18 protein-coding genes, 1 tRNA gene and 8 pseudogenes are annotated in these 26,549 nt (G+C 67.4%); 15 read left to right on the top strand and 12 right to left on the bottom strand.

The genetic code is table 11. The features are described from left to right. Nucleotides 1–32: 32 nt before the first annotated feature. From K6K41_RS29330 to K6K41_RS07125, 3 genes are read right to left on the bottom strand one after another with little or no spacing between them, the layout of a single operon-like run. On the bottom strand, nucleotides 33–461 hold the full coding sequence (locus tag K6K41_RS29330; RefSeq protein ID WP_315855152.1) for an exonuclease domain-containing protein: 429 nt from the start codon (nucleotides 459–461) through the stop codon (nucleotides 33–35). After that, nucleotides 439–2,439 (bottom strand): ATP-binding protein, encoded by a 2,001-nt coding sequence (locus K6K41_RS07130; protein ID WP_261404476.1) that lies wholly within the window; start codon nucleotides 2,437–2,439, stop codon nucleotides 439–441. The genes K6K41_RS29330 and K6K41_RS07130 overlap by 23 nt, the downstream gene beginning before the upstream one ends. After that, nucleotides 2,429–3,736: an SIR2 family protein gene (locus K6K41_RS07125; RefSeq protein WP_261404475.1), complete on the bottom strand. Its 1,308-nt coding sequence runs from the start codon at nucleotides 3,734–3,736 to the stop codon at nucleotides 2,429–2,431. Before K6K41_RS07125 ends, K6K41_RS07130 begins: the two co-directional genes overlap by 11 nt. A gap of 775 nt (nucleotides 3,737–4,511) precedes the next feature. On the opposite strand from K6K41_RS07125, the gene K6K41_RS07120 reads away from it, so the two are divergent. Genes K6K41_RS07120 through K6K41_RS07110 form a run of 3 tightly spaced genes read left to right on the top strand, consistent with a single transcriptional unit; the run spans nucleotide 4,512 to nucleotide 7,050 of the window. Next, nucleotides 4,512–5,051, top strand: a complete 540-nt coding sequence (locus K6K41_RS07120; protein WP_261404474.1) for a DUF3489 domain-containing protein — start codon at nucleotides 4,512–4,514, stop codon at nucleotides 5,049–5,051. A 2-nt stretch (nucleotides 5,052–5,053) separates the two neighbouring features. After that, entirely contained in the window at nucleotides 5,054–5,509 is a 456-nt protein-coding gene (locus K6K41_RS07115) for a DUF2924 domain-containing protein (RefSeq protein WP_261404473.1), read from the top strand. Then, on the top strand, nucleotides 5,506–7,050 hold the full coding sequence (locus K6K41_RS07110) for a recombinase family protein (RefSeq protein WP_261404472.1): 1,545 nt from the start codon (nucleotides 5,506–5,508) through the stop codon (nucleotides 7,048–7,050). Before K6K41_RS07115 ends, K6K41_RS07110 begins: the two co-directional genes overlap by 4 nt. A 260-nt stretch (nucleotides 7,051–7,310) precedes the next feature. Here K6K41_RS07110 and K6K41_RS07105 read toward each other — a convergent pair. Further along, nucleotides 7,311–7,386 (bottom strand) — tRNA-Ala (locus K6K41_RS07105). Nucleotides 7,387–7,542: 156 nt separating this feature from the next. Further along, on the bottom strand, nucleotides 7,543–8,007 hold the full coding sequence (locus K6K41_RS07100; RefSeq protein WP_261404471.1) for a TIGR02300 family protein: 465 nt from the start codon (nucleotides 8,005–8,007) through the stop codon (nucleotides 7,543–7,545). A 147-nt stretch (nucleotides 8,008–8,154) separates the two neighbouring features. On the opposite strand from K6K41_RS07100, the pseudogene aroA reads away from it, so the two are divergent. From aroA to K6K41_RS07065, 7 genes and pseudogenes are all read left to right on the top strand, one after another. Beyond that, a pseudogene (gene aroA / locus K6K41_RS07095) lies at nucleotides 8,155–9,492 on the top strand (3-phosphoshikimate 1-carboxyvinyltransferase); the annotation flags it as partial. Nucleotides 9,493–9,514: 22 nt separating this feature from the next. After that, entirely contained in the window at nucleotides 9,515–10,141 is a 627-nt protein-coding gene (gene cmk, locus K6K41_RS07090; RefSeq protein WP_261405671.1) for a (d)CMP kinase, read from the top strand. A gap of 89 nt (nucleotides 10,142–10,230) precedes the next feature. After that, nucleotides 10,231–10,893: a glutathione S-transferase family protein gene (locus tag K6K41_RS07085; RefSeq protein WP_261404470.1), complete on the top strand. Its 663-nt coding sequence runs from the start codon at nucleotides 10,231–10,233 to the stop codon at nucleotides 10,891–10,893. 293 nt (nucleotides 10,894–11,186) lie between these two features. Then, nucleotides 11,187–12,896, top strand: coding sequence for a 30S ribosomal protein S1 (rpsA, locus tag K6K41_RS07080; protein ID WP_261404469.1), 1,710 nt, complete (start codon nucleotides 11,187–11,189; stop codon nucleotides 12,894–12,896). A gap of 142 nt (nucleotides 12,897–13,038) precedes the next feature. Further along, nucleotides 13,039–13,998, top strand: coding sequence for a signal peptide peptidase SppA (sppA, locus tag K6K41_RS07075; protein WP_261404468.1), 960 nt, complete (start codon nucleotides 13,039–13,041; stop codon nucleotides 13,996–13,998). A 66-nt stretch (nucleotides 13,999–14,064) separates the two neighbouring features. Further along, nucleotides 14,065–14,370 carry an integration host factor subunit beta gene (locus K6K41_RS07070; protein WP_261404467.1) on the top strand — a complete coding sequence of 102 codons (306 nt, stop codon included), beginning with the start codon at nucleotides 14,065–14,067 and terminating at the stop codon, nucleotides 14,368–14,370. Beyond that, complete coding sequence (locus K6K41_RS07065; RefSeq protein WP_261404466.1) at nucleotides 14,367–14,732, top strand: LapA family protein; 366 nt, start codon at nucleotides 14,367–14,369, stop codon at nucleotides 14,730–14,732. The genes K6K41_RS07070 and K6K41_RS07065 overlap by 4 nt, the downstream gene beginning before the upstream one ends. A 263-nt stretch (nucleotides 14,733–14,995) precedes the next feature. On the opposite strand, the pseudogene cysW reads toward K6K41_RS07065, so the two are convergent. The 3 genes and pseudogenes from cysW to cysP form a co-directional block, all read right to left on the bottom strand. Further along, nucleotides 14,996–15,837, bottom strand: a pseudogene (gene cysW, locus K6K41_RS07060) (sulfate ABC transporter permease subunit CysW). 14 nt (nucleotides 15,838–15,851) lie between these two features. Beyond that, nucleotides 15,852–16,676 (bottom strand): sulfate ABC transporter permease subunit CysT, encoded by an 825-nt coding sequence (gene cysT / locus K6K41_RS07055; protein WP_261404465.1) that lies wholly within the window; start codon nucleotides 16,674–16,676, stop codon nucleotides 15,852–15,854. A gap of 257 nt (nucleotides 16,677–16,933) precedes the next feature. Continuing rightward, nucleotides 16,934–17,947 carry a thiosulfate ABC transporter substrate-binding protein CysP gene (cysP, locus tag K6K41_RS07050; protein ID WP_261404464.1) on the bottom strand — a complete coding sequence of 338 codons (1,014 nt, stop codon included), beginning with the start codon at nucleotides 17,945–17,947 and terminating at the stop codon, nucleotides 16,934–16,936. A gap of 314 nt (nucleotides 17,948–18,261) precedes the next feature. Here cysP and K6K41_RS07045 point away from each other — a divergent pair. From K6K41_RS07045 to K6K41_RS07025, 5 genes and pseudogenes are all read left to right on the top strand, one after another. Beyond that, nucleotides 18,262–18,908: pseudogene (locus K6K41_RS07045) on the top strand (phosphoribosylanthranilate isomerase). Between the two features lie 20 nt (nucleotides 18,909–18,928). Further along, nucleotides 18,929–20,146: a tryptophan synthase subunit beta gene (gene trpB / locus K6K41_RS07040; protein ID WP_261404463.1), complete on the top strand. Its 1,218-nt coding sequence runs from the start codon at nucleotides 18,929–18,931 to the stop codon at nucleotides 20,144–20,146. Further along, nucleotides 20,143–20,975, top strand: a pseudogene (trpA, locus tag K6K41_RS07035) (tryptophan synthase subunit alpha). Before trpB ends, trpA begins: the two are co-directional and overlap by 4 nt. A 34-nt stretch (nucleotides 20,976–21,009) precedes the next feature. Continuing rightward, nucleotides 21,010–21,925: pseudogene (locus K6K41_RS07030) on the top strand (acetyl-CoA carboxylase carboxyltransferase subunit beta). A gap of 32 nt (nucleotides 21,926–21,957) precedes the next feature. Beyond that, nucleotides 21,958–23,262 (top strand): annotated as a pseudogene (locus K6K41_RS07025) (bifunctional folylpolyglutamate synthase/dihydrofolate synthase). 285 nt (nucleotides 23,263–23,547) lie between these two features. Here the strand turns inward: K6K41_RS07025 and trxA are convergent. From trxA to K6K41_RS07005, 4 genes and pseudogenes are all read right to left on the bottom strand, one after another. Then, nucleotides 23,548–23,868 (bottom strand): thioredoxin, encoded by a 321-nt coding sequence (trxA, locus tag K6K41_RS07020; protein WP_261404462.1) that lies wholly within the window; start codon nucleotides 23,866–23,868, stop codon nucleotides 23,548–23,550. Nucleotides 23,869–23,965: 97 nt separating this feature from the next. Next, nucleotides 23,966–24,394, bottom strand: a pseudogene (locus tag K6K41_RS07015) (PD-(D/E)XK nuclease family protein); the annotation flags it as partial. Between the two features lie 14 nt (nucleotides 24,395–24,408). Beyond that, nucleotides 24,409–25,002, bottom strand: coding sequence for a 3'-5' exonuclease (locus K6K41_RS07010; RefSeq protein ID WP_261405669.1), 594 nt, complete (start codon nucleotides 25,000–25,002; stop codon nucleotides 24,409–24,411). 1,033 nt (nucleotides 25,003–26,035) lie between these two features. Next, nucleotides 26,036–26,374, bottom strand: a pseudogene (locus K6K41_RS07005) (UvrD-helicase domain-containing protein); the annotation flags it as partial. Nucleotides 26,375–26,549 lie beyond the last annotated feature (175 nt).

Raw genomic sequence — 26,549 nt, 5'->3', positions numbered from 1 at the left:
ATGGATTTTGCGATAACGCCGGGCAGAACCGCTCAAGGAATCTGCGGTCGAACGAGGCGTTGTGCGCGATCATTAGGGTTGTTGCCGACAAATGCGGCGACCTCAGCGGGATCGATCGACCGCCCGGCCACCATCGCGTCGTCGATGCCCGTAATCTGCGTCACCTCAGCGGGGATAGGCGAGGCGGGCTGCCTGAGAGCGTTGAAGGGCTTGCCGACCCCGACAATCTCATCGTCTGCCGTGTAGAAGAACGGGACCATCGCGAGTTGGATAATCTCGTTGATATCGGGATCCAGCCCGGTCGTCTCGACGTCTGCGAGCAGGGCGCGACGCGTGCCAGCCGGAGCCTCAGATATGGGTTCTGGTGGTCGCAGCCGCCGCAGTACACGGTAGTCGCCAAGCGCCTCCAGCGCTGTGATCATGTCGTCGAGTTGGCCGCTAATCATGGCCTTCCGCGCCATCTTCGGCGGGGCCGAGCGGAAGAAGGGACGGTCGCCCAGCTTCGTGGAACCACAAGTCAACGATCTTCGCATCGTCGCTCGCAGGAAGAGGATCGGCTTTCCGCACCCTGAAGGTAGTGGGAAGGTTGACGGAGTTTCCAAATACCAGTGCGTGCTGCTTAGGCAGTGAGGGGAGCCTGCGCAGAACACTGTCAGAGATGAAAGGTGTCATCTGGCGTATCTGGGAAAGGTCGTCCGGATTTTGAATCCGGTGGACAACAAAGTTCGAGCATTGCGACAGCACGGTCTTCGACAGTTCGCTGGGACGCTGCGATGCAACAAGCAAGAACAGCCCGTACTTGCGTCCCTCTTTTGATATCCGCTCGAAGATCCGGCTCGCGTCGACCGCGTGGCGGGACGGCGTGGACGCGACGTAGCGATGGGCCTCCTCAAGTAGCAGGTGGACGGGGAAGCGGTTGCGGGGATCGGCTTGACGGAGAAGGCGGAAGACCATGCGTGCGATCACGGCGCTGACCAGTTCGACGACCTCGTCTTCAACCGCGTTCATGTCGAGGATGACGATCTGTGCACCCTTGGTGTGACCGTCAGCGATAGGTTCCAGGCCCAGCAGCGTGGCGAGAAACATTCGTCTGTCGCCAGCGGCGACGGCGTTGTGGCGCAAGAAACGATAGTCTCCGCGTTCCTCCAGCGCCTTGAAGCGTGTGACCATCTGCGCACAGTAGTCGCGGATCTGGCGGTTGCCGTGCGCCTCCTCGTATAGCAGCGCTAGGTCGATGGCGTCGCCTAAGGCGGAGAAGTCGAAAGGCGTGCCATCGTAGTCAGGGAGCTTCAGGTTTGGAATGATGAAGCCGGCGTGCCCACCGCCACCGGCGAGATATTGGTACGCCGCCTCGATCCCGGCCATATTGCCCCAGTTGACCCCGATCATACCCCCGATCTGCGCAGGGTTGATTTGCGCCGTACTGAATCGTTGCAGGATCCCGCGGATGCGCGTCTCTTTAGCTCCTGGCGGGGTCTCATCACTGAGGATGAGGGTGATACAGGTCGCCAGCATGTGATTTCGTATGTTGTTCAGCGGACCAACATCGGCAGCACCAAACAGCGTCGCGAGGCCAAGCGCCATGCGCAAGATCGGCACCTGGGTGCGCTCGCTGGCCTGAAGTAATAGCTCCCATTCGGAGAGGTCGAGGTACCAGTGCGGAAGCCGGAACCGGTCTGGCGACGCCGTTCCGTCGAGGATAAGACGCTTGACCCCGATGTCGGCGACCTCGGGTAGCCGGGCGAACGCCCGATCGTATTCGCCGTTCACGTCCAGCACGACGAACGTGGCACCACGCGCGTGGTGCTCGTCTGGCTTCTCAAACAGCGCTTGGAGGATTGACGCGACCGTGCAGGATTTCCCGCTCCCGGTATTGCCAAGCACCGCGACGTGACCGCCGAAAAAGTCGTCAATCCTCACCTTGACCGCGTAATCTTCGAACACGACAGACTGCCCGATGCCCAAGTTCCGGTAACGAGTAGCCTCCGCAGGCACACAGTCGGCTCCGTTGTGACCAAGCGCTGGAATGGTGTCCGTCTCGGTATCGAAGATGCGGTCAAGTTCGCCGTCGAGAGCGTAAAGCGCGTCGGCGTAGAGCGAAGGGAAGATGGAGATGCCGAACCGGAACTTGCGGTCGCCATCGGCCGGCAGCATCCCAACGGGCACTACGTCGAGGTATTTGGCGGAACTGGCTTTCTCGAGTTGCCAATCGGCGGCGCCGCCGGCGACATCCCGCTCGCGCAACCCGACGACTTCGGCAACAACGTACTCGGACTGAGCGGGGATCATGATAAAGGAGCCCAGCCGGGCCACGTAGTGGAGGTCGTCGAAGCCGACGACGGTGAAGTTGTCGGTGCCGCCGAGCATCTCGATGACGAAGCGATCCGCAGCGACCGACGTGACTTTGCCGATTGCCCGGCGGCGATCGTCAGATCCCATCGTCGCCTTCGTTCGTCTTGCGACCGAAGGTCTCGAGCACAAGCTTCACCGCGTCGTCGATTCGCTCGGCTGGCCGCTGGGGGAGGAAGCGCTCGACCACGATGTCGAAGTAGTGAGCACGGGTGCCAACGGCTGGTCCGTCGCCACCAATGATCCAGACGCGGGGGTCGTTGAGTGCGCGGAGCTTAGCGATCTCTCCCGGCGAATCCGGATCGGCGAAAATGATCAACCGGAATGTCGGGATCGTCAGCGCTTGGTAGATTATGTTGTTGAGGTGTTCGTCGCCGAAGGCGAAGCCCGCGGTGATCAGGACGCTCTGCTCTCGCACGACATGCGACTGGAATTCGCGGAAGAGGTCGGCATAAGGCGATCCGAGGCTCGAATTCTGCTTCGCCGGCGTCGGATAGATCATGACCTTGTTCGGCGCGTCCTGCGGCCAGGTTTCCCGCACGGGGAAGAGCCCGTGGTCGTCCTCGGTCCAGCTGATCGATCCGTGGACCTTGCAGAGATAGACGAACCCATCGACAGCCGACCATTTGCGGTTCGACAGATCGAGCTGTTCGGCTAGGGCGTAGCGGAAGGTAGCGGGATTGAAGCGACGCTCGACGACGCCCGAGAACCCGTTAGCGTAGGGCAACCCTAGCCGATCCATCGCACGTTCGTTGAATAGGTCGTAGTTGGTAGTGAATACCCAAGGTCGCGGCAGTGAGCGGTCACGCATCACAAGCTTGCGGTAGAAAGATTCGTATAGCTTGAGCACCGCGCCGTCGCCGTGAGCGAACGCGCCGTTGGTACAACGCTCCCAAAGGAAGTCCTGGATCTTCTTAATTAGCGTCTCGACCTTCACCCTACGCTCGACGTGCTCGGGCTTGTCACTGCGCGTGAACACGAAGCGTAGGCTGTGGAGCAGCTCCATCAGGCGCTCGAGGTTGCGCGCGTATTCGGTGCCTTCGAGCTTGGCGCCGAGCTTGCCGAGAAACTCGACGTCGCTTGCATCGAGCGCCCATGCGGGCGGCGGTACGAGCTCGAGGTCGTCATCATACGTAGGTGTCGGAACGACGCAGAATTCTTTCGCCAGAGGCCCCATTGTTGGGACCCCGAGCTCCTTGCCCTCCTCCACGCGCGATGAGCAACCGGCGCCGAGCAAGAAGGCGACGTTGCGTGCATTCAGCGCTTCGCTGACGGCCTTGCGGACCTGCTCTTCGTCTTTCCCCCACTCGAGCGGCGCTCCTGGGGCATCGCCGGCCCGCACGAATTGGAACTGTTGGGCGGGCACAGGCGGAATTTCATCGGCCACGGCCAAAATCCTCCCGCAGCCTTTCATTCTCTCCACTAAAAATGGTCATTCTTAGTGCTCCCCCCAGCTGGCAACCTTACTCTGGTTGCACTTTGGATCCATCACCTCATGAGCGGCGGACTGCCCTGCCTAGCGACGATCCTGGGGATGACAGCACCGCGGCGCAATCACGATGGAGCACTGATCCTCTCTGCATGACCGGGACCGTCGAGGAGTAACGGTCCCGCAACGGCTAGTTGTGCGCTAACTCGTCAGAGTGCCCACGAGCAGACATTTCGGACGTCGGATAGGGGTCAGGAGCGGGCTGCAGCTGAGCTTCAAGCTCGCGACGGGAGCCCGGCTGTGGGCCGCCCCGTCAGCGCTAGGAAACGACTTCACTTCGTCTCCAAACAGAGCGTCAGTGCTGACGTCGCGGACGGAGGCCTGAGCATGAAATCGAAAAAGATCTGAGTTGCTTGTTTGAGCGCGATGGTCCGCCGGGTCGTCCAGAGCGGCGAGCGGGCGTAGAGTGCAGAGGAGCTTTTTTTTGAAGCTTGGCCGCTTCGACGAGGCCATGGACATCGCATTTAAGATCGAGCCCCTTCTTTACGAAGCGAACCATTTCCTTCAGAGCGCCAGTCTGTTGAGGAGCTCCGACGGGAAAGCCGAGAAACGCTGTTCAGAGTCAGCCTGACGGCGGCTTTTGGATCCAGTCGGCTCCCTTCTCCCACCCCGCACTTGCGGGGCGCCTCAGTAGCAGCGGCCCTCGCTGCGAAGATGCGATGGAGAAGTACTCATGCCCCACACCACTTCGGCGGAACCCAAGCTCACGGACGCCCAACTCGTCCTCCTGTCCGCAGCCTCGCAGCGGGAAGACGGTCTCATCGTTCTGACGGACGCTCACCCGTCGGTTGCCCGCACCATCGCTGCGCTGCTGCGGAAGGAGCTGCTGATCGAACTGGTCGTTCAGCGTCGCCAGCCCCACTGGCGCCAGGACGAGAACGGCAAACCGATCGGGCTTAAGCTCACGAAGATCGGATATTTGGCAATCGGCGCTGAAGGTGGTGTGGACGCCACCACCGAGCCCGCGCGCGCCGCTCCTGAGATCGACACCATCCGAGCCGGTACCAAACAGGCGATCATTGTCAATCTTCTGGCCAGGCCGGAAGGTGCGACACTGGGCGACCTGATCGACGCGACTGGTTGGCTGCCGCACACGACGCGGGCGGTGTTGAGCGGCCTCCGGAAACGAGGTTTCGTACTCTCGTCGGAGAAGCCCGAGCAGGGCGAGTGTCGCTATTCGATCGCCGCTTCGGCCCAAGCGTCGGCGGTCTGAAGATGTCCCGCACGCCCGGGATCGAAGTCGAGCTTCGCCGACTGGAGACGCTCGACTTTACTACGCTTAAAGCTCGTTGGCGCAGCGTCACCGGTCGCGCTGCGCCAACCGTTGTCACAAGATCACTGCTGCTAAAATTGCTGGCGTATCGAGTGCAGGCCGATGCGCTCGGCGACCTCGATCCGGACACGGCGCGGTTTCTCGACCGCGTCGCTACCGATCGAAAGTTCGCCAAAGCCAAATCACTGCCCATGCCCGACAAGGTTCGGGCGGGGCAGGGGGCGATCTTCATCCGTGAATGGGAAGGCGTCACCCATCACGTGATGCACATCGCTGACGGCTACGCCTGGAACGGCGCCACCTACCGCAGCCTGTCCGAAGTCGCTCGCGCGATCACAGGCGTCCGATGGAACGGGCCTCGCTTCTTCGGCCTGAGGGCGAGGGAGAATGTTCGGTGAGCCGCCAGCCGCCAACCATCCGACGCTGCGCGGTCTATACGCGTGTCTCGACCGATCATCGGCTGGAGATGGACTTCAACTCTCTCGACGCGCAATGCGAGGCGGCCGAGGCCTATGTGCGAAGCCAGGCCGGGGAGGGCTGGAAGCTCGTCAAAAACGGGGTGTTCTCCGACGGCGGCTTCTCCGGTGGTTCAATGGAGCGGCCAGCGCTGCAGCGGCTGCTCGATCTGGTGCGGTCACGCGGCGTTGACGTGATCGTCGTCTACAAAGTCGATCGCCTGACCCGCTCGCTCGCCGACTTCGCCAAGCTCGTTGAGCTGTTCGACGCCAACGGCGTCTCGTTCGTGTCGGTGACGCAGTCATTCAACACAACCACCAGCATGGGGCGGTTGACCCTCAACATGCTGCTGTCCTTCGCGCAGTTCGAGCGGGAGGTCACGGGCGAGCGCATCCGGGATAAGATCAGTGCCTCGAAGAAGCGCGGCATCTGGGTCGGTGGGGTCGTGCCGCTCGGCTATCGGGTCGAGGCGAAGAAGCTGGTGGTCGACGAAGCTGAAGCCGCGACCGTCAGACAAATTTTCGATCGCTATCTCGCGCTTGGATCGCTGAGCGCTCTCCAAAAGGAGCTTCGGGAGCAGGGCGTCGTCACGCGTCAGCGGATCCTTGCGTGCGGCAAGACGATCGGCGGCGTGCCACTGACAAATGGTCCGCTCGCGCATCTGCTGGCGAACCGGGTCTATCTTGGGGAGCTCAACCACAAAGGCATGAGCTATCCTGCCGAGCACCCAGCGATCATTACAACGTCACTGTTCCAATCGGTCGCAGCGAAGATCTCTGAGAACCGGAACGGCCATTGCACGAAGCGATCGAGCTCCGCCGCGCTGCTGGTCGGTCAGCTGTTCGACGATCGCGGGCATCCGATGACCCCAAGCGTCACAAACAGGAAGGGTGTTCGGTATCGCTACTATGTGTCCTGCGTCGTCGCGCAGGGGAGGGGAGATGAGGCCGGATCGATAAAGCGCATCTCAGCGCCGCAAATCGAAAACGCGATCATCGCGGCGCTTCGTGCGAGATCAGCCGAAAGCTTCGATGAGCGGGAACTGGTTGCTGAACATCTCAGCCGAGCGATCGTTGCTGCGGATGGCGTCGAGCTCACTCTCGCCAACGGTGACTCGATTCGCATCCCTTCGCCAAAACGATCAAGCGCCCAAAGCATTCTTGGGCTGGCGAACGACTCTGCTCTTCCGATGAAGGCGGAGGCGCGCGCCGTCCTGCTCAGGTGGATCGCGATCGGTCGGCAATGTGTCGCAGAGCTCGAGCGAGGCCGAACTATCGATCTCGATCAATTCGCCGAGCGTCGCGGATGCACCCGGCGTCACGTCGAGCGGATGATCGATTACGCCTTCCTGGCTCCTAGCCTTGTGAAGGCCATCGCGGATGGCCGTTTACCTCGCGGCGTCGCCGCCAAAGCGCTCGCCGACGCTCCGATGATCTGGTCGGAGCAGTGGCGGATGATCGGTTTCGAACAGCCCGCAGCCTGAGCTTCCTACGCTCGGTCAAATCCTGAAACCCAAGAAGTTTTCCACAGCCTGGCGAGCCGCGAGGTCGTCTGGCCGGCCAGTGCATCGTCGCGCGGGTACGACATGGCTTTGCAGGACCGGAGACCAGCGCGCTCGAAAGCGGATATCGCGGCTTATGACGACTTCTAGAGACCGGTAATGCGCCTCGATCGCCCGCTAAGTGGCGGGAACTGCGACGTTTTTCGTGCGACCGACAGAACCGAAATTTTCCGAGAAATGTTTGGTGGAGCCAGGCGGAATCGAACCGCCGACCTCTTGAATGCCATTCAAGCGCTCTCCCAACTGAGCTATGGCCCCACCCGGGGTGCGGTCCTTCGAAAGCGCGGGGCTTGGGATCCGCCGCGCGAAGAACCGGACATTTCTAACTCGCTTCTTTCGAAGCCTTCAGCCCGTCCGCGGCTGGCGCCGGGAGGGCTTGCGCCGCGTCGGGGTCCGTCGCGGCGCGTCTCTCAATCACAGTTCGCGGGGCTGTTCAAGCCTCGTCGTCTTTTTCTCTGTCGCCGATGATGTCGGTGACGTCGTCGTCGCCTTCGTCGTCGGCCTCGAGGAAGCTCTCGTCGTCGTCGTCCGAGTCGTCATCGTCGTCCGAATCGACGTCGACGTCCTCGTCGTCATCTTTTTTGGACGACGACTTCTTGGTCGCGCCGACGGTCTCCTCGTCGGCGTCCTCGAGCGAGATCGCCTCGGCGTCCTCCTCCTCGTCGACTTCCGGCTTCTCGACGTCGTCGTCATCGTCGATCGGCGCCGGCTTACGGCTTCGGCGCGCGCCGAACGGGCGACCGCGGCGGCCGAAAGCAGGCTCACGGCCACGAACGTCGCCCCGCATTTGGGACAGGTGATCGGGTCGCGCATCAGGTCGTAATATTTGGAGCCGCAGGACTGGCAAGTCCGCTTGGCTCCGAGTTCTGGCTTGGCCATTCAGTCGTTCCAGGATCTCGAAGCGAGGCGGTGGATTGACGTGGGCGGACCGGACTGTCAAGAGCCCACCGGCTTGCCCAAGGCGAAAGCCGCCGACGCGCCAGCCCATTTGGCCGGCCCCCCGAACGTCCAGCGGAAGAGCGAGAAATCTTGTCCTCCCTAGAGCCCGCACCTGCTCGCGCCCGCCGTTCCGGCGCGCTCACCGGCCGCGTCCGCGCCCCCGGCGACAAGTCGACGTCGCACCGCGCGCTGATTCTCGGCCTGCTCGCCGTCGGCGAAACCCGGGTGGAGGGGCTTCTGGAAGGCGACGACGTCATCGCGACGGCGCGCGCCGCCCGCGCGCTCGGCGCCGAGGTGGAGCGCCTCGCGGCCGGCCGCTGGCGGGTGAGGGGCGTGGGCGTCGGCGGACTGAAGAGCCCGGCCGGGACGCTCGACTTCGGCAACGCCGGCACCGGCTCCCGGCTGATGATGGGCGTGGTCGGCGGCTCGAACGTCGAGGCGACCTTCGACGGCGACGCCTCGCTGCGCTCGCGCCCGATGCGCCGGATCCTCGATCCGCTCGAGAAGATGGGCGCGACCGTGGTCTCCCAGGCCGAGGGCGGGCGCGTGCCGCTGACGATCCGCGGGCCTGAGCGCGCGATTCCCATCACCTACGAGACGCCGGCTCCGTCCGCTCAGATCAAGTCCGCGGTGCTTCTCGCCGGCCTCAACGCGCCGGGCGTCACCACGGTGATCGAGCGCGAGGCGACGCGCGACCACACCGAGCGGATGCTGCGCGCCTTCGGGGCGCAGGTGACGGTGGAGCCCCACGGGGCCCATGGCCGCGCGATCCGCCTCGTCGGCGAGCCCGAACTGAAGCCGACCGAAATCTCCGTGCCGGCCGATCCGTCGTCGGCGGCGTTTCCCCTCGTCGCGGCGCTGATCACGCCGGGCTCGGAGGTCGTGATCGAGGGCGTGATGACCAATCCGCTCCGTTCGGGCCTTCTGACGACGCTCATCGAAATGGGCGCGGACGTCGCCTTCTCGGAGGAGCGCGAAGAGGGCGGCGAGCAGGTCGCGGACCTCATCGTGAAGGCGAGCGCGCTCAGCGGCGTCGACGTGCCGGCCGAGCGCGCCCCGACCATGATCGACGAGTATCCGGTGCTCGCCGTCGCCGCGGCCTTCGCGACCGGCGAGACGCGGATGCGCGGCCTGCACGAACTGCGCGTGAAGGAAAGCGATCGGCTCGCGGCGGTCTATGCGGGCCTGGTAGCCTGCGGCGTCGAGGCGCGGATCGAGGGCGACGACCTGATCGTGACGGGGCAGGGCGGAGTCCGGGGCGGCGGCGAGCCGATCGCCACCCATCTCGACCATCGCATCGCCATGAGCTTCCTTGTGATGGGCTTCGCCTCCGACCAGCCGGTGGCCATCGACGACGCCGCCATGATCGCGACCTCGTTCCCGGACTTCATGCCGCTGATGCGCGGGCTCGGGGCGGCGATCGACGTCGGCGGGCCGGAGGGCGGGCGTGATCGTGGCGATCGACGGGCCGGCGGCCTCGGGCAAGGGCACGCTCGCGCGGCGCATCGCGGCGCATTACGGCCTGCCGCATCTCGACACCGGCCTGCTTTACCGGGCGGTCGCGGTGAAGCTCATCCACCGCACCATGCTCGACGACGCCGAAGCCGGCGCGGAAGAAGCCCGCCGGCTCGATCCGGCAGGGCTCAACGATCCGGAGCTTCGCAGCGAAGCCGCAGGGGCCGGCGCCTCGGTGGTGTCGGCCTATCCGCAGGTGCGCCAGGCGCTCGTCGAGTTCCAGCGCCGCTTCGCCGCGACGCCGCCCGGCGCGGTGCTCGACGGACGCGACATCGGCACGGTGATCTGCCCCGACGCCGAGGTGAAGCTCTATGTCACGGCCTCGGCCGAAGAGCGCGCCCGCCGGCGCGCGCTGGAGCTCCGCGCGCGCGGCGAGACCGTGGACGAGGCCGAGATCCTCGCCGACATTCGCGCCCGCGACGCCCGCGACATGGGCCGGACCTCCGCGCCGCTGAAGCCGGCCGAAGACGCGGTCCATCTCGACACGACGGAACTTGACGCCGACGCCGCCTTCGCCGCCGCGATCGCGATCGTCGAGCGGCGCACGAAGGCCGCGTGAGAACTGGCTGAGCAGGACAGGGGAGTTCCGACCACAGCGCCGTCCCGCTAGGGTTGAAGGGCTGACCTCAACCCGACGGCCGCTGAGAAATGCTCCCGAAGCTCTACGCCCATGTCTTTTCCTCCTACTCCCAGAAGGCCTTCATCGCCTTCTGCGAGAAGGACGAGCCGTTCGAGCTTCGTCATCTCGCGCCCGAAAATCCGTCCGCGGGCGAGGAATGGCTGAAACTCTGGCCGATCGCGAAGTTTCCGGTGCTCGAGCACGACGGCGAGACCGTCGTCGAGGCGAGTTCGATCATCGAGTGGCTGGAGCTGCGCCGCCCCGACGGACCGAAGATGATTCCCGACGATCCGCGCGCGGCGCTTCAGGCGCGGATGCGCGACCGGATCTTTGACGCTTACGTCATGGAGCCGATGCAGCGGATCGTGTTCGACCGGCTGCGTCCCGAGGGCGATCGCGATCCGCACGGCGTCGCCAAGGCGCATGAGATGCTGGGCAAGATCTACGACTGGCTCGACGGCGAGATGGCCGCGCGCGAGTGGGCGGCGGGCTCGGAGTTCGGGATCGGCGACTGCGCCGCCGCGCCCTCGCTGTTCTACGCCGACTGGGTGCAGCCTTTCGACGGGCGCAAGCACCTCATCGCCTATTACGAGCGGTTGCGCGCCCGGCCGAGCTTTGCGCGATGCGTCGAGGACGCGCGGGCGTGCCGCGACTTCTTCCCCGGCGGCGCGCCGAAGGACCGGGTGGGATAGGCAAGCAAGGCGCCCACGAATGTCGTCGAAGCTCTCCTCCTTCGTTGCGCGCCGTCCCCTGATCTGCTAACGACCGCGCGTCCGGAAAGGCGGGTCGCTCGCTTGGGCCGCGCGAGGTTTCGCGTCGCGGCCGCGAGGGGCCCGTTTCTTCGGATTGGTTCTTCGGACGCGCGCGTCCCGGCGCCGGCCTGCTTCCTTCGGGAGGCGGACACCGGACCGCGGCGGCCGACAGGGCCTCAAGATCAACCCGAACGCCGGCGCCGTCAGCCCGAAGAAGGGCACCAGGAGATTTAATGAACGCCACTGCTGCCGCGCCCTCGCGCGACGATTTCGCCGCGATGCTCGACGAGTCCTTCGAGCGCGCCGACTTTTCCGAAGGCTCCGTCGTCAAGGGCGTTGTCATCGCGATCGAGAAGGACATGGCCGTCATCGACGTCGGCCTGAAGACCGAAGGCCGCGTCGCCCTCAAGGAGTTCGGCGCCACGGGCCGCGAAAGCCCGCTGAAGCCCGGCGACGTCGTCGAGGTCTATCTCGAGCGCGTCGAGAACGCGATGGGCGAAGCCGTCCTGTCGCGCGACAAGGCCCGCCGCGAAGAGAGCTGGGTCAAGCTCGAGGTCGCCTTCAACGACAACCAGAAGGTCGAAGGCGTCATCTTCAACCAGGTCAAGGGCGGCTTCACGGTCGACCTCCAGGGCGCGACCGCGTTCCTGCCGCGCTCCCAGGTCGACATCCGCCCGGTGCGCGACGTCGGCCCGCTGATGGGCACGCCGCAGCCGTTCCAGATCCTCAAGATGGATCGCCGCCGCGGCAACATCGTCGTGTCGCGCCGCACCGTGCTCGAAGAGTCCCGCGCCGAGATGCGCCAGGAGCTGGTCCAGAACCTCGAAGAGGGCCAGGTCATCGAGGGCGTGGTCAAGAACATCACCGACTACGGCGCGTTCGTGGACCTCGGCGGCATCGACGGCCTGCTGCACGTCACCGACATCGCGTGGCGCCGCGTCAATCACCCGACCGAGCTGCTGCAGATCGGCCAGCAGGTGAAGGTCAAGATCATCAAGATCAACCACGAGACGCACCGCATCTCGCTCGGCATGAAGCAGCTGCTCGAAGATCCGTGGCAGGGCATCGAGGCCAAGTACCCGGCCGGCGCCAAGTTCGCGGGCCGCGTGACCAACATCACCGACTACGGCGCGTTCGTGGAGCTGGAGCCGGGCATCGAAGGCCTGATCCACGTCTCCGAGATGTCGTGGACCAAGAAGAACGTCCACCCGGGCAAGATCGTCGCCACTTCGCAGGAAGTGGAAGTGATGGTGCTCGAGGTCGATCCTGTGAAGCGCCGCATCTCGCTCGGCCTCAAGCAGACCATGCAGAACCCCTGGGAGGCGTTCCTCGAGAACCATCCGGTCGGCTCCGAGGTCGAGGGCGAAGTCAAGAACAAGACCGAGTTCGGTCTGTTCCTCGGCCTCGACAACGACGTCGACGGCATGGTCCACCTGTCGGATCTCGACTGGAACCGCGCCGGCGAAGTGGTCATCGAGGAGTTCAAGAAGGGCGACATCGTCCGCGCCCAGGTTCTCGACGTCGACGTCGAGAAGGAGCGGATCTCGCTCGGCGTGAAGCAGCTCGGCGGCGACCCGTTCGTCGACACCACCGGCGAGATGCGCAAGGGCTCCGTGGTGACCTGCGAGGTCATCGAGGTGAAGGAGGGCGGCCTCGAGGTGAAGATCTCCGAGACCGAGCTCACCGCCTTCATCCGTCGCGCCGACCTCGCCCGCGAGCGCGGCGACCAGCGTCCGGAGCGTTTCGCCGTCGGCGAGAAGTTCGACGCCCGCGTCACGCAGTTCGACAAGAAGGCGCACAAGATCGCCGTCTCCATCAAGGCGCTGGAAATCGCCGAGGAGAAGGAAGCGGTCGCGACCTACGGTTCGTCGGACTCGGGCGCTTCGCTCGGCGACATCCTCGGCGCCGCGCTCAAGAAGCGCGAAGGCGGCTCGGAAGACTGAGCTCTTTGAAACGCGGGGCGCTCCGGCGCCCCACATCGATCGATCAGAGGGCCCGCGCGGAGTTTCCGCGCGGGCCTTCGTCGTGTTAGGTCATCGTCTCGAAGCGTCCTGAGAGACGCGGTTTATCGCGAGACATGATCCGATGCCCCTCGACGCCGACGCCATCCTGGATCGCCGGGCGCTGCGACGGCGGCTCGCCTTCTGGCGCATCGGCGCGATCGCGCTCGTCGGCGTCGCGATCGTGGTCGGCGCGCTGGCTTACGGGGCCGGCGGCGAGCGGCGCGCGGGGCCCCGCGGAGCGCATATCGCCAAGGTCGCGATCTCGGGCGTCATCTTCGACGACGAGAAGCGCTCGAAGCTCCTCGCCGACCTCGCCAAGAGCGACGCCAAGGGCGTCATGCTGATGATCGACAGTCCCGGCGGCGGCGTCACGGCCTCCGAGGACATCTACGAGGCCGTGCGGCTGATCGCCAAGGATCGCCCGACGGTGGCCGTGGTGGGCACGCTCGCGGCCTCCGGGGGCTATGTCGCGGCGATCGCGAGCGACCACATCATCGCGCGCAAGACCTCGATCACCGGCTCCATCGGCGTGCTGGCGCAGTTCCCGAACTTCACCGGCCTCCTGAAGACCGTCGGCGTCGAGGTCGAGAGCGTGAAGTCCTCGCCGCTCAAGGCCGCGCCCTCGGGCGTCGAGCCCACGAGCCCGGAGGCGCGCAAGGCGCTCGAGGCGCTGATCCTCGACTCATACGCCTGGTTCAAGGGCGTGGTGGGCGAGCGGCGCGGCCTTCAGGGGCAGGCGCTCGCTTCGGTCTCGGACGGGCGCGTCTTCACCGGCCGCCAGGCGATCGATCTCAAGCTCGTCGACGAGATCGGCGGCGAGCCCGAGGCGCTGGCCTGGCTCGCCGGCAAGGGCGTCGACGCGTCGCTGCCGGTCAAGGAGTGGAAACCCAAGGGCGACGGCCCGTTTGGGCTCGGCGCCGCGGGCCTTGCGGCGGCTTTCGTCGACGCGCTCGGCTTCCCTGGCCTCGCCGCTTCTCTCCGTCGAACGGGGGAGGGCGTCGTCCTTGACGGTGTTTTGGCCATCTGGCACCCTGCGGCCTGATTTTCCGTACAAGTCCCTATACTTAGCGTCTCTGCACGAAACCTTCGCACTGCAGGGGAGCGGTGAATGATCAAATCAGAACTCGTCACCAAGATCGCGACGCTCAATCCGCATCTCTACCAGCGGGACGTCGAGAACATCGTCAACGCCATCCTCGACGAGATCGTCGACGCGCTCTCGCGCGGCGACCGGGTCGAGCTTCGCGGCTTCGGGGCCTTTTCGGTGAAGGCCCGTCCGGCCCGCGTCGGGAGGAACCCGCGCACCGGCGAGCACGTTCCGGTCGACGGCAAGGTCGTGCCGTTCTTCAAGACGGGCAAGGAGATGCGCGTGCGGCTCAACAAGGACGAACTCGAGGCGGGCGTGCCGGCATGAGGTTTCGGCGTTTTCTCGCCGGGCTGATCGGCATTCCGCTCGCTCTGTTCATCATCGTGTTCGCGGTGGCGAACCGGCAGTCCGTGACGGTCGGCTTCGATCCGTTCGCGCCGACGACGCCGGCCTTCTCGATCGACCTGCCGCTGTTCGCCGTGGTGCTCTTGTCGGTGATGCTCGGCGTGCTCGTCGGCGGGATCGCCTCCTGGGCGCGCCAAGGCAAGTGGCGCAAGGAGACCCGCCGCCGCCGCATCGAGGCCGAACGGCTCGAGGCGGAGACCGAACAGGCTCGCCGGGAAGCCGCCGCAGCGCGCCGTCAGGCCGCCGCGACCGCCGCGTTGCCCGCGCCGCAGAAGGCGGCGTGAGGGCGTCGAGCGTCATTCCTGTCGAAGCGAAGAGCCGGAACCATTTTTCGAGTGGGCGATTGAAGCGCCGCGCGTCGTCCCGGCCTTGAGCCGGGACCCAGAACCGACGCCGTCTGTCGGAATCCCGACGACCGCGCCTGATCCTGAAACTGCGGTGCTCATGGGTCCCGGCTCAAGGCCGGGACGACGCAGGGTGGTTCTCAAGCCAGTTTCTGCGCACGATCCCGGCTCGGCCTGCGACCGTCCGGGATGACGCGGCGGCTTCACCCGGCCTTGCCGCTCCCGACGTCCGGATCCATCCGCTCCACCACGATCTTGCCCACGATCGTCAGCAGCGCGATTCCGGCCAGAACCGTCGCGGCCGCGAAGGCGCCGGCGGCGTTGTAGTCCTGATAGAGCAGCTCGATCTGGAGCGGCGCCGTGTTGGTGACGCCGCGAATCGAGCCCGAGACCACCGAGACCGCGCCGAATTCGCCCATGACGCGGGCGTTGGTGAGCAGCACCCCATAGAACAGCGCCCAGCGGATGTTGGGCAGCGTCACCGAGAACAGCGTGCGCCAGCCGGACGCGCCGAGCGAAAGCGCCGCCTCCTCCTCGGTGGAGCCCTGCGCCTGCATCAGCGGCAGGATCTCGCGCGCGACGAACGGCGCGGTGACGAACAGGCTCGCGAGCACGATCGCCGGATAGGCGAACATGATCTTGATCCCGGCGTCCTGCAGGTAGGGCCCGAACCACCCTTGCGCGCCGTAGACGAAGAGATAGGCGACGCCGGCCACGATCGGCGAGATCGAGAACGGGAGCTCGACCAGCGCGGTGAGGAGGCCCTTGCCGCGGAATTCGAACTTGGCGATGGCGTAGGCGGCCGCGATCCCGAAGGCCGCGTTGATCGGCACCGCAAGGAGCGCGGTCGCCACCGTCAGCCAGATCGCGTGACGGGTGTCCGGCGTCGCGAGGTTGCGAGGTACGTCCCGACGCCGAGCTTGAGCGCCTCGTAAAAGATGACGGCGAGCGGCCCGACGATGACGAGCGCCGCCGTGACGATCACGAGACCGAGGATCAGCGGCTTGGCGATCGGGCCGTCGCCGACGCGGGGACGGCGGTTCATGGCGCGGCCGGCCATCACTGCCCCTCCCGCGCGTAGCGCAGATGCCAGAGCTGGATGGCGTTGACGACGAGCAGCATCACGAAGGCCGCGCCCAGCATCACCGAGGCGATCGCGGCGGCCGCCTGGTAGTCGTACTCCTCGAGCCGGATGAAGACGAGGAGCGCGGCGATCTCGGTCTTGAACGGCTGGTTGCCCGCGATGAAGATCACCGCGCCGAACTCGCCCAATGAGCGCGCGAACGCGAGACTGCAGCCGGCGAGGAACGCCGGGAAGATCGCGGGGAAGATCACGCTCCAGAAGGTGCGCAGCTGGCCGGCGCCGAGCGTCTCGGCGGCCTCCTCGGCCTCCGACGAGAGGTCGGCGAGCACCGGCTGCACCGAGCGCACCACGAAGGGAATGCTGGTGAAGGCCATCGCGCACATGATGCCGAGCGGCGCGTAGGCGACCTGAATCCCGAGGGGGGCGAGCGCCGCCCCGTACCAGCCGTTGGCGGCGAAGAGCGCGGTGAGCGCCACGCCCGCGACCGCGGTCGGCAGCGCGAACGGCACGTCGACCAGCGCGTCGAGCAGGCGCTTCCCCGGAAACTCGTAGCGCGTGAGCGCCCAGGCGAGGCCGAGGCCGAAGACGGCGTTGAAGACCGTCGCGCCGAACGCGGCGAGCACCGTGATCTGGAACGAGGCGAGCGAGCGCGGGCTCGTCACGACCGCGAGATAGCGCTCCCAGCCCATGCCGGAGGCCTGGGCGATGAGGGCCGCCAGCGGCAGCAGCACGATCAGCCCGAGATAGGCGAGCGTGAGCCCGAGCGCGAGGCGAAAGCCGGGGAGGGGGGAGCGGGACATCAAGGGCCGAACAAGCGTGATCCCGGACGGCGCGTCCGCGCCAGGCCGGGATCGTCAGAGTGAAGCGCCTTATACGGAACGCGATCCCGGATCGCGAGCCCGCTGCCTTGTCCCGGACTTGATCCGGGACCCAGACACGCTGACGTTTGCGAGATGAGCGGCGCCGTCGCAGCTCAATCGTGAGACCGGTTCGGTTCTGGGTCCCGGAGCTGATCCGGGACACTGGGTCCCGGATCAGCTCCGGGACAAGGGCGGCGTCACCGCCCCACGAACACCTGGTCGAGCTTGCCGCCGGACGCGAAGTGGGTCTCGCTCGCCTTCTTCCAGCCGCCGAACACCTTGTCGACGGTCAGAAGCTCGACGGCGGGGAAGCGGTCCTTGTTGGCTTCCATGATCTTCTCGTCCTGCACCCGGTTGTTGAAGGACGCGATGATCTCCTGCCCCTTCGGGCTGTAGAGATAGTTGAGGTAGTCGTTGGCGATCGCCGTCGACCCGCGGCGCGCCGCGACCTTCTCGACGACCGCCACCGGGAATTCGGCCAGAAGGCTCACGGGCGGCACCACGACGTCGACCTTGTCGGCGCCGTACTCCTTCTTCACCGCGGCCGTCTCCGCCTCGAAGGTCACGAGCACGTCGCCGATCTGGCGCTCCACGAAGGTGGTGGTCGAGCCGCGGCCGCCGGTGTCGAACACGGGCACGTTCGCCAGCAGCTTCTTCACGAAGGCGTCGGACTTGGCCTCGTCGCCCGCATAGGTCTTGAGCGCGAAGGCGTAGGCCGCGAGATAGGTGTAGCGCGCGTTGCCGGACGTCTTCGGATTCGGGAACACGACCTTGACGTCGTCGCGGATCAGGTCGTCCCAGTTCTTCACGCCCTTCGGGTTGCCGGCCCGCACCACGAAGGCCGGCAGCGAATAGTAGGGCGAAGCGTTGTTCGGGAACTTGGTCTTCCAGTCGGCCGCCACCAGGCCGCCCTTGTCGGCGAGGAACTGGACGTCGAGCTCCTGGTTGAAGGTCACGACGTCGGCCTCGAGCCCCTCGAGGATGGCGCGCGCCTGCTTGGAGGTGCCGCCATGGCTCTGATTGACGGTGATGTCCTTGCCGGACTTCGCCTTCACGTCGGCGGAGTACGCCTTGTCGATCGCGACGAAGAGCTCGCGGCCGATGTCGTAGGAGACGTTGAGGATGGCGTTCGGCTCCTCGGCGCGGACAGGCGCGGCGGCGAGCAAAGCGACGCCAAGGGCGAGGGCGGCGCGGCGGGAGAAGGCGGACATTTCTGGCTCCGGTCGTAAGGCGCGCTCGGGCGCCCGGAATTCAGGCGATATTTAGACCCGGCGCGAACGGCCCGCAATCCAAAACCGATATGTTCTATGGAATTTAGTAAAAACCAAAATTGACTTGTGTATTTGCGGCCGGGAGAGCCCTTCACCACATGGGATCGGCGACCTGCGCGCTTCGAGACGGCCGCGTGCGCGGCCACCTCACACTGAAGAACGTCCCGCCTGCCAGTCCAAGACCCTCCTCCTGCTGAGGAGGCTTCTGTAAGAAGTCGTCTCGAAGCACGCAGTTCGGCTTTGCAGAGCTCCAAATGACCGTCGCGATAAAAATCTGCGGGATTTCGACCGAGGACACGCTCGACGCCGCGCTCGACGCCGGGGCCGACGTGGTCGGCTTCGTGTCGTTTCCGAAAAGCCCGCGCCATGTCGAGCCGGACCGGTTGGCGGCGCTCGCGGCGAAGGTCGGCGGGCGGGCCAGGGTCGCGCTGTTGACCGTCGACGCCGACGACGCGCTGCTCACCGCGCTGACCGCGGTCGCCGCGCCCGACATCCTCCAGCTTCACGGGTCGGAGACGCCTGAGCGCGTGGCCGAGCTGAAGGAGCGCTACGGCCGCGAGATCTGGAAGGCGGTCGCGATCTCGGACGCCTCCGATCTCGCCCGCGCGGAGCCTTATTGGGCGGCGGCCGACCGGGTTCTGTTCGACGCCAAGCCGCCGAAGGGTTCTGTGCTTCCCGGCGGCAACGGCGTCGCCTTCGACTGGGGCCTGCTCGCCGGCCTTGACCCTAAGCGCCCTTCGTGCTTTCCGGGGGCCTCAACCCCGGCAACGTCGCGGAGGCGTTGCGCGCCACGGCCGCTCCAGTCCTCGACGTCTCGTCCGGCGTCGAAAGCGCGCCCGGCGTGAAGGATCCGGAGCGGATCGCGGCCTTCGTCATGGCCGCCCGCGCCGTCCCTGCCTGAAGAGTTCGAAAGGTCCGCCCGTGACGGCGCAGCCCGAGCCCAATTCCTTCCGCACCGGCGCCGACGAGCGCGGCCGCTTCGGCATCTATGGCGGCCGCTTCGTCGCCGAGACGCTGATGCCGCTGATCCTCGACCTCGAGAAGGCCTACGCCGAGGCGAAGGACGATCCCTCGTTTCTCGCCGAGATGCGGGCTCACCAGACCCATTACATCGGCCGCCCGAGTCCGCTGTATTTCGCCGAGCGGCTCACCGAGCATCTCGGCGGCGCGAAGGTGTATCTCAAGCGCGAGGAGCTGAATCACACCGGCTCCCACAAGGTGAACAACGTCCTCGGCCAGATCCTGCTGGCTAGGCGCATGGGCAAGAAGCGCATCATCGCCGAAACCGGCGCGGGCCAGCACGGCGTCGCGACCGCGACCCTCTGCGCGCGGTTTGGGCTCGAATGCGTGGTGTTCATGGGCGCGGTCGACGTCGCCCGGCAGGCCCCGAACGTGTTCCGCATGAAGATGCTGGGCGCGACCGTCGTTCCCGTGCAGTCCGGCGCCAAGACGCTCAAGGACGCCATGAACGAGGCGCTGCGCGACTGGGTCACCAACGTCGCCGACACCTTCTACTGCATCGGCACGGTGGCGGGCCCGCACCCCTATCCGACGATCGTGCGCGACCTGCAGTCGGTCATCGGCGACGAGACCAAGGCGCAGATGCAGGAGGCGGAAGGGCGCCTCCCCGACAGCCTGTTCGCCTGCGTGGGCGGCGGGTCCAACGCGATCGGCCTGTTCCATCCCTTCCTCGACGACCGCTCGGTCGAGATCTTCGGCGTCGAGGCCGCGGGCTTCGGCCTCGACAAGCTCAACGCCGCCTCCATCGCTGGCGGCCAGCCGGGCGTCCTGCACGGCAACCGCACCTATCTGCTGATGGACAAGGACGGGCAGATCGAGGAAGGCCATTCGATCTCGGCCGGCCTCGACTATCCGGGCATCGGGCCGGAGCACGCCTGGCTCAACGACGTCGGCCGCGTGACCTATCTCTCGGCGACCGACGAGGAGGCCGTGGAGGCCTTCCAGGTGCTGTCGAAGCTCGAGGGCATCATCCCCGCGCTCGAAAGCGCCCACGCCATCGCCAAGGTGCTGGAGCATGCGCCCAAGCGCCCGAAGGACCACCTGATGGTCGTCAACCTCTCCGGCCGCGGCGACAAGGACGTGCCGCAGATGGCCGATCGCCTGGGAATGCCGCTGTGACCGTCCGCATCGAAGCCCGTTTCGCGCAGGCCGCCGCCGAGAACCGCGCGGCGCTCGTGACCTTCGTCACGGCCGGCGATCCGACCACGCGACCTCGCTCGAGATCCTGAAGGCCCTGCCGGCCGCAGGCGCCGACGTGATCGAGCTCGGCATGCCGTTCACCGATCCGATGGCCGACGGCCCGGCGATCCAGGCCGGGGGCCTGCGGGCGCTCAAGGGCGGCGAGACGCTCGAGAAGACGCTTCATCTCGTGCGCGACTTCCGCGCCCATGACGCCGACACGCCCATCATCCTCATGGGCTACTACAATCCGATCTACATCTTCGGCGTCGAGCGCTTCCTCGCTGAGGCCAAGGACGCCGGCGTCGATGGGCTCATCGTGGTCGATCTGCCGCCGGAGGAGGACGACGAGCTCTGCCTGCCGGCGCTGAGCCAAGGCATCGCCTTCATCCGCCTCGCCACCCCGACCACCGACGACGCGCGGCTGCCGGCAGTGCTCAAGAACACCGCGGGCTTCGTCTATTACGTCTCCGTCACCGGCGTGACCGGCGTCGCCACGCCCGACTTCAACGTCGTGGCCTCCGCCGTTTCGCGGCTGAAGCGCCACACCAGCCTGCCCGTCGCGGTCGGCTTCGGCGTGAAGACGCCCGAGCACGCCGCCGCGATTGCGGCCGGCGCGGACGGCGTCGTGGTCGGCTCGGCGCTGGTCGAGGCCGTGCGCCAGAGCCTTGACGGCGAAGGCCGGGCGACCCCCGGAACGGTCAAGGCCGTCACCGATCTCGTTTCGGCGCTCGCCGCCGGCGTCAGGCGCGGCCGCGCGGCGGCTTGACGCCGCCCCGCCGTAAGCTCAAGGCTCTGCCCCCATGAACTGGCTCATCAACGTCGTCCGCCCCAAGATCAACAGCCTCTGGGAGCGCCGCGAGGCGCCCGCCGAGAATCTCTGGATCAAATGTCCCGAGACCGGCCAGCTCGTCTTCCACAAGGACGTCGAGGCCAACGACTGGGTGATCCCGGGCTCCGGCCATCACCTGCGCATGGGCGCCAAGCAGCGCCTCGCCGCGACCCTCGACGAGGGTTTCGAGGAGATCTCGCTCCCCGAGGTCGCCCACGACCCGCTGAAGTTCCGCGACGAGAAGAAATACGCCGACCGACTGAAGGACGCCCGCACCAAGACCTCGATGCAGGACGCGGTGAAGATCGCCGTGGGCGCGATCGACGGCGCGCCGGTCACGGTCGTGGTGCAGGACTTCGACTTCATGGGCGGCTCGCTCGGCATGGCGGCTGGCGAGGCCATCGTGAAGGGGCTCGAGACCGCCGCCGCGCGCGGCACGCCGCTGGTGCTGTTCGCCGCGTCCGGCTGGTTCGCGCGCCGGCAGGGCGCATCCGCATGCAGGAGGCCCATGCCGCGCACCCCCGCGGTTGCAGATGCTGCGCGAGGCCAAGAAGCCCTACATCGTCGTGCTGACGAATCCGACCACCGGCGGCGTCACGGCGTCCTACGCGATGCTCGGCGACGTCCACATCGCCGAGCCCGGCGCGCTGATCGGCTTCGCGGGCCCGCGCGTCATCGAGCAGACGATCCGCGAGAAGCTGCCGGCCGGCTTCCAGCGCTCGGAATATCTGAAGGACCACGGCATGGTCGACATGGTCGTGCACCGCAAGGACATGCGCGCGACGCTCGCCAGGCTCTGCCGGCTGCTGTCGGGCGGCGCCGTCGCCAAGGCGCCGCATGACGACCAGGCGTCGGAGGAGGCGCAGGCGACGGCCGCCCACGCGTGAGCGCGGCGCGTTCTGAACCTGCGGTCGAGCCCATGGGCGGCAGCGACGCGTATCTGGAGCGCTTCCTCGCGCTTCATCCCAAGGAAATCGACCTCTCGCTCGGCCGCATCGAAGAGCTGCTGAGCGAGCTCGGCGGCCCGCATCGCGCGATGCCGCCCGCGATCCAGATCGCCGGCACCAACGGCAAGGGCTCCACGACCGCGTTCCTGCGGGCGATGCTGGAGGCGTCCGGCCGCCGCGTCCACGTCTACACCTCGCCTCATCTGGTGCGGTTCCACGAGCGCATCCGGCTCGCCGGAACCTATGTGGACGGGACCGTCTGGCCGCGACCTTCGAGGAGGTCGAGCGGGTGAATGGCGGACGGCCCATCACGCTGTTCGAGATCACCACCGCGGCCGCGATGCTGCTCTACGCACGCGAGCCCGCCGACGTTCTGCTGCTCGAGGTCGGCCTCGGGGGGCGTTTCGACGCCACCAACGTCGTCGAGAAGCTGCTCGCCAGCGTCATCACGCCGGTGAGCCTCGACCACCAGAAGTTCCTGGGCGACGACATCGCCCAGATCGCCCATGAGAAAGCCGGCATCCTGAAGAGCCTCCCCCGCGGTGATCTCGCGTCAGGAGGGCGCGGCGCTCGAGGCGATCGAGCGCGAGGCCGCCCGCGTCGGCGCGCCGCTGTCGATCTCGGGACAGGACTGGCAGGCCCGCGAGGAACGCGGCCGCCTCGTCTTCGAGGACGGCGACGGTCTGCTCGACCTGCCGCTGCCGCGCCTCGTCGGCCGCCACCAGATCGAGAACGCTGGCGCGGCGATCGCGGCGCTCAGGGCGTCGTCCGCGCTGAAGACCGAGACCGCGGCCATCGAGACGGGCCTCGGCTCCGTCGACTGGCCGGCGCGCATGCAGCGCCTCGCCTCGGGACGCCTGCCGACGCTCCTGCCTGCCGGGTCCGAGCTCTGGCTCGACGGCGGCCACAATCCCGACGGCGGCCGTGCGATCGCCTCCACCCTCGCCGAGCTGGACGAGCGCTCTCCCAAGCCGATCGTGATGGTGGTGGGGATGCTCAACACCAAGGACTCCGACGGCTTCCTCGAGGCCTTTGCGGGCCTTGCGGGGAGGGTCTACGGCGTGCCGATCGGCTCGTCGACGGCCGCCCGTTCTCCCGATGAGGTCACGAGCGCGGCCGAGCGCGCGGGGCTTGCGGCCGAATCCTGCGGGTCTGTCGAGGAAGCGCTCGCGCGCATCAGTCGCGCCGCCGGCCCGACGCCGCCGCGCGTGTTGATCACCGGCTCGCTCTACCTCGCCGGCGAGGCGCTTGCGGCGAACGGGACCTGGCCAGGCTGATCCCAGCTCGAGCCTCGCCGTCATGCCCGGCGAAGCCGGGTATCCACGACATTCTTGCCGCGCCGCTCTCCGATCACGTCGTGGATGCCCGCGCGAAGGCGCGGGCATGACGGTGGAAGCGACCGCGTCTCAATTTCGGTCATGCTGAGCCCGCCTCATCCTGAATGGGACCCCGGCTCGCGCGTCGCTCCTGCCGCCGTGGCGCGGGCCTCAAACAAAAAGCCCCCGGATCGCTCCGAGGGCCTTTCAGACGCCGTCTCCGGACACGCCGGTGGTGGGATCAGCTCAAACCGAGGTCTCGATCCAGCTGACGAGCTTGGACTTCGGAGCCGCGCCGCGCTGGGTCGCGACATGCTCGCCGCCCTTGAACATCATCAGCATCGGGATTGCCGAGATGCCGAACCGCGTCGCGGTCTCGGGATTCTCGTCGACATTGAGCTTCACGATCTTCACCTTGCCGGCCATCTCCTCGGAGATTTCCTCAAGCGCCGGGCCGATCGCGCGGCAGGGGCCGCACCACTCGGCCCAGAAATCCACCACGACGGGTTCGGCGGACTTCAGGACGTCGTTCTCGAAGCTGGCGTCGGAGACTTTCGCGGTCGCCATGGGGGCACCTTTCTCATAAAACGGGCGAGCCGACCCCGACACCCGGGGCGGGCCCGCCGCTGCGTTGCCCAAAACGTATGGACGCCCCCAAGGGCCGTCAAGGAAGCGCGACGTCGATCCGATCAAGCCTGGGGACGACGGTCCACAGGATCGCGGCGCGCACGGGGCGGTTGGGCCAGATCGCGGCCAGAAGCTCGGCGTAGGCCTTGAGCTGCGCCGCATAGGCCTCGGGCGCCGGCGCGCCGTCTTCCGGCGGCTTGCGGTCGGTCTTGTAGTCCACCACCAGAACCTCGCTGTCCGTCACCGCCAGCCGGTCGACGCGGCCGGAAACCGGACGGCCGTCCGCGAGTCGCCCGATGATCGGCACCTCTCCGCGTCCCTCCGGGGCGAACACTGCGGCGAAGGCGGGGTCGTCGACGATCGCGAGCGCGGCGCGGCGAACCGCCTCCGCCGCCTCGGCGTCGAGCGCCGCCGCCCCGCGCGCGACGATCCGCGTCGCAGCCTCCGCGCGGCGCTCCGGCGCGATCTCGGGCAAGGCCTTCAGAAGCCTGTGGAGAAGCACGCCGCGCGCGCGGCCGGCGTCGGCGCCGGGCGATCTGGCGAAGGCGCGCGCGGTCTCGTCCTCCGCCACCAGCGCCGAGGGCGACAGCGGCCGGCCGGGCGCAGGCTCGAACGCCGCGGCCTCGCCGAGCCAGGCGGGCGGCGGCGCTTTTTCTTCCACGGCTTTCGGAAGCGGCGCGAGGTCGAGCGCGAGCTGCGGCGCCGAGCCGGATCGCAGCCGCAGGATCGGGCCCGCCTCGGTCTCCAGCGTCTCGACCCCGGCCGCGGCCGCAAGCCCCTCGCGCACGAGGTCGTACCAGGCGCCCTCGGGCCGCGCCCGCCGATGTCGTGGCCGCAGACGACCAGCCGGTCCTTGGCGCGCGTCATCGCGACATAGAGCAGGCGGCGATGCTCCTCCTCGGCGCGGCGGGCGCGCTCGGCCCGGGCGGCCTCGAGCGCGGGCGGATCGTCGTCCTTGCGTCCGGCCCAGACCGGGATCGGCGGCGCGTCGTGGCCGGCGTGGAGGCGGGGCGCTGCGAGCAGCGCCGATCCGCGTCCGGAACTCGCCGGGCCGCAGGTGTCGGCCCAGCACAACGAATTCGGCCTCCAGTCCCTTGGCGCCGTGCACAGTCATCACCCGCACCTCGCCGGACGAGACGTCGAGGTCGCGCTTGATCTCGGCCGGCGCCGCCCGCATCCAGCGCAGGAACCCGGCAAGCGTCGGAGGATTGGACCGGGAGAACGCCTCGGCGAGGTCGAGGAACGCGTCGAGCGGATCATCCACCTCCGGTCCGAGCCGGGCGCGGAAGGCGCGCCGCCCGCCGGCGCTCGCCAGCAGGAAGGCGAAGAAATCGAAGGGCGATCGTTTGCGCGCCTCGGCCGCGAAGCGCCGCACCCTCTCGGCCGCCGCCTGCGCGCGCGCCGCTCCCTCTCCGAGCGCGTCGAGCAGCCGCGCGCCGCCGCGTTCGGGCGCGACCGCCATCAGGTCGTCGTCGTCGAGGCCGAACAGAGGGCTCTTGAGCGCGCAGGCGAGCGCAAGGTCGTCGTCGGGCGTGACGATGGCGTCGCCGAGCGCGAGCAGATCCATGACCGCGATGTGCTCGCCGACGACCAGCCGGTCCGCGCCCGCGACCGGCACGCCGAGCCGCTTGAGCGCCCGCAGCACCGCTTCGAACAACGCCTTGCGCTGGCGGACGAGCACGAGGATCTCGCCCGGCGCCGTCTCGCCGGCGTCGATCGCGCGGCGGATCTCGGCCGCGATCTGCTCGGCGAGCCGCACCACGGCGCTCGTCGGGTTCACGCGGTCGAAGGGGGCGTCCCAGGCCTCCTTGGCGCGCTCGGCCTCCTCTGCGACCACGATCGGCCAGAGCTCGACCGAGCCGAGCGCGGACACGCGCGTCGTTTCGTGATGTGTGCCCACCCCCTCGTCGGAGGAGAGACCGGCGAACGCCTCCTTGCGGGCGAACACGGCGTCGACGGCGTCGAGAACGGCCTTGGCCGAGCGGAAGCTCTCCTGAAGCCGCACGTCGTGGAAGGCGCGATCCACGCCGATGTGCGAGACCTCGTAGGCCTTGCGGGTCGCGCCGAAGGCGGCGGGCTCGGCCCCCTGGAACGAGAAGATCGACTGCTTCTCGTCCCCGACCGCGAACACCGTCCGCTCGACCGCCTCGCGGGCGCTCGATCCAGACAGGAAGTCCTCGGTGAGCTTGCGGACGATGTCCCACTGCTCGGGCGCGGTGTCCTGCGCCTCGTCGACGAGGATGTGGTCGAGGCCGCCGTCGAGCTTGAACAGCACCCAGGCGGCGTCCGCGCGCGACAGCAGCGCGCGGGCCCGCAGGATGAGGTCGGCGTAGTCGAGCAGGCCGCGGGCGGACTTGCGCGCCCCATAGGCGCCGATCGCCGCGTCCGCGAGGGTGAGCAGCGCGTGGGTGCGCTCGACGATGACGGCGGCGCGGACGCGCTTCACGAGCTCGGCCACGCGCAGGAGTTCAGCGTCGAGCAGGGCCGCCAGCCCGGGCTCGGCCTTGCGGGTCGCGGCGGTCACGAAGGCGCGTTGCGCGCGCGGCTGGCCAGAGCCGGTGAGGAAGACCGAGAGATAGGCGGCGCGCCGGTCCTTCTCCGCCTCGGCCGCCGCCGCGCGG

Source organism: Chenggangzhangella methanolivorans (genome assembly GCF_019797865.1).
GTDB lineage: Bacteria > Pseudomonadota > Alphaproteobacteria > Rhizobiales > Methylopilaceae > Methylopila > Methylopila methanolivorans.
This window is presented reverse-complemented; position numbering and strand designations above follow the sequence as displayed.

Excerpts from the sequence above, each read along its gene's own strand:
- K6K41_RS07100 (WP_261404471.1), bottom strand. The coding sequence starts at position 8,007 with ATGGCCAAGCCAGAACTCGGAGCCAAGCGGACTTGCCAGTCCTGCGGC.
- cysT (WP_261404465.1), bottom strand. The coding sequence starts at position 16,676 with ATGTCCCGCTCCCCCCTCCCCGGCTTTCGCCTCGCGCTCGGGCTCACG.
- K6K41_RS29330 (WP_315855152.1), bottom strand. The coding sequence starts at position 461 with ATGGCGCGGAAGGCCATGATTAGCGGCCAACTCGACGACATGATCACA.
- K6K41_RS07130 (WP_261404476.1), bottom strand. The coding sequence starts at position 2,439 with ATGGGATCTGACGATCGCCGCCGGGCAATCGGCAAAGTCACGTCGGTC.
- K6K41_RS07070 (WP_261404467.1), top strand. The coding sequence starts at position 14,065 with ATGATCAAATCAGAACTCGTCACCAAGATCGCGACGCTCAATCCGCAT.
- trxA (WP_261404462.1), bottom strand. The coding sequence starts at position 23,868 with ATGGCGACCGCGAAAGTCTCCGACGCCAGCTTCGAGAACGACGTCCTG.
- K6K41_RS07120 (WP_261404474.1), top strand. The coding sequence starts at position 4,512 with ATGCCCCACACCACTTCGGCGGAACCCAAGCTCACGGACGCCCAACTC.
- cysP (WP_261404464.1), bottom strand. The coding sequence starts at position 17,947 with ATGTCCGCCTTCTCCCGCCGCGCCGCCCTCGCCCTTGGCGTCGCTTTG.
- rpsA (WP_261404469.1), top strand. The coding sequence starts at position 11,187 with ATGAACGCCACTGCTGCCGCGCCCTCGCGCGACGATTTCGCCGCGATG.
- K6K41_RS07115 (WP_261404473.1), top strand. The coding sequence starts at position 5,054 with ATGTCCCGCACGCCCGGGATCGAAGTCGAGCTTCGCCGACTGGAGACG.
- K6K41_RS07065 (WP_261404466.1), top strand. The coding sequence starts at position 14,367 with ATGAGGTTTCGGCGTTTTCTCGCCGGGCTGATCGGCATTCCGCTCGCT.
- K6K41_RS07085 (WP_261404470.1), top strand. The coding sequence starts at position 10,231 with ATGCTCCCGAAGCTCTACGCCCATGTCTTTTCCTCCTACTCCCAGAAG.
- sppA (WP_261404468.1), top strand. The coding sequence starts at position 13,039 with ATGCCCCTCGACGCCGACGCCATCCTGGATCGCCGGGCGCTGCGACGG.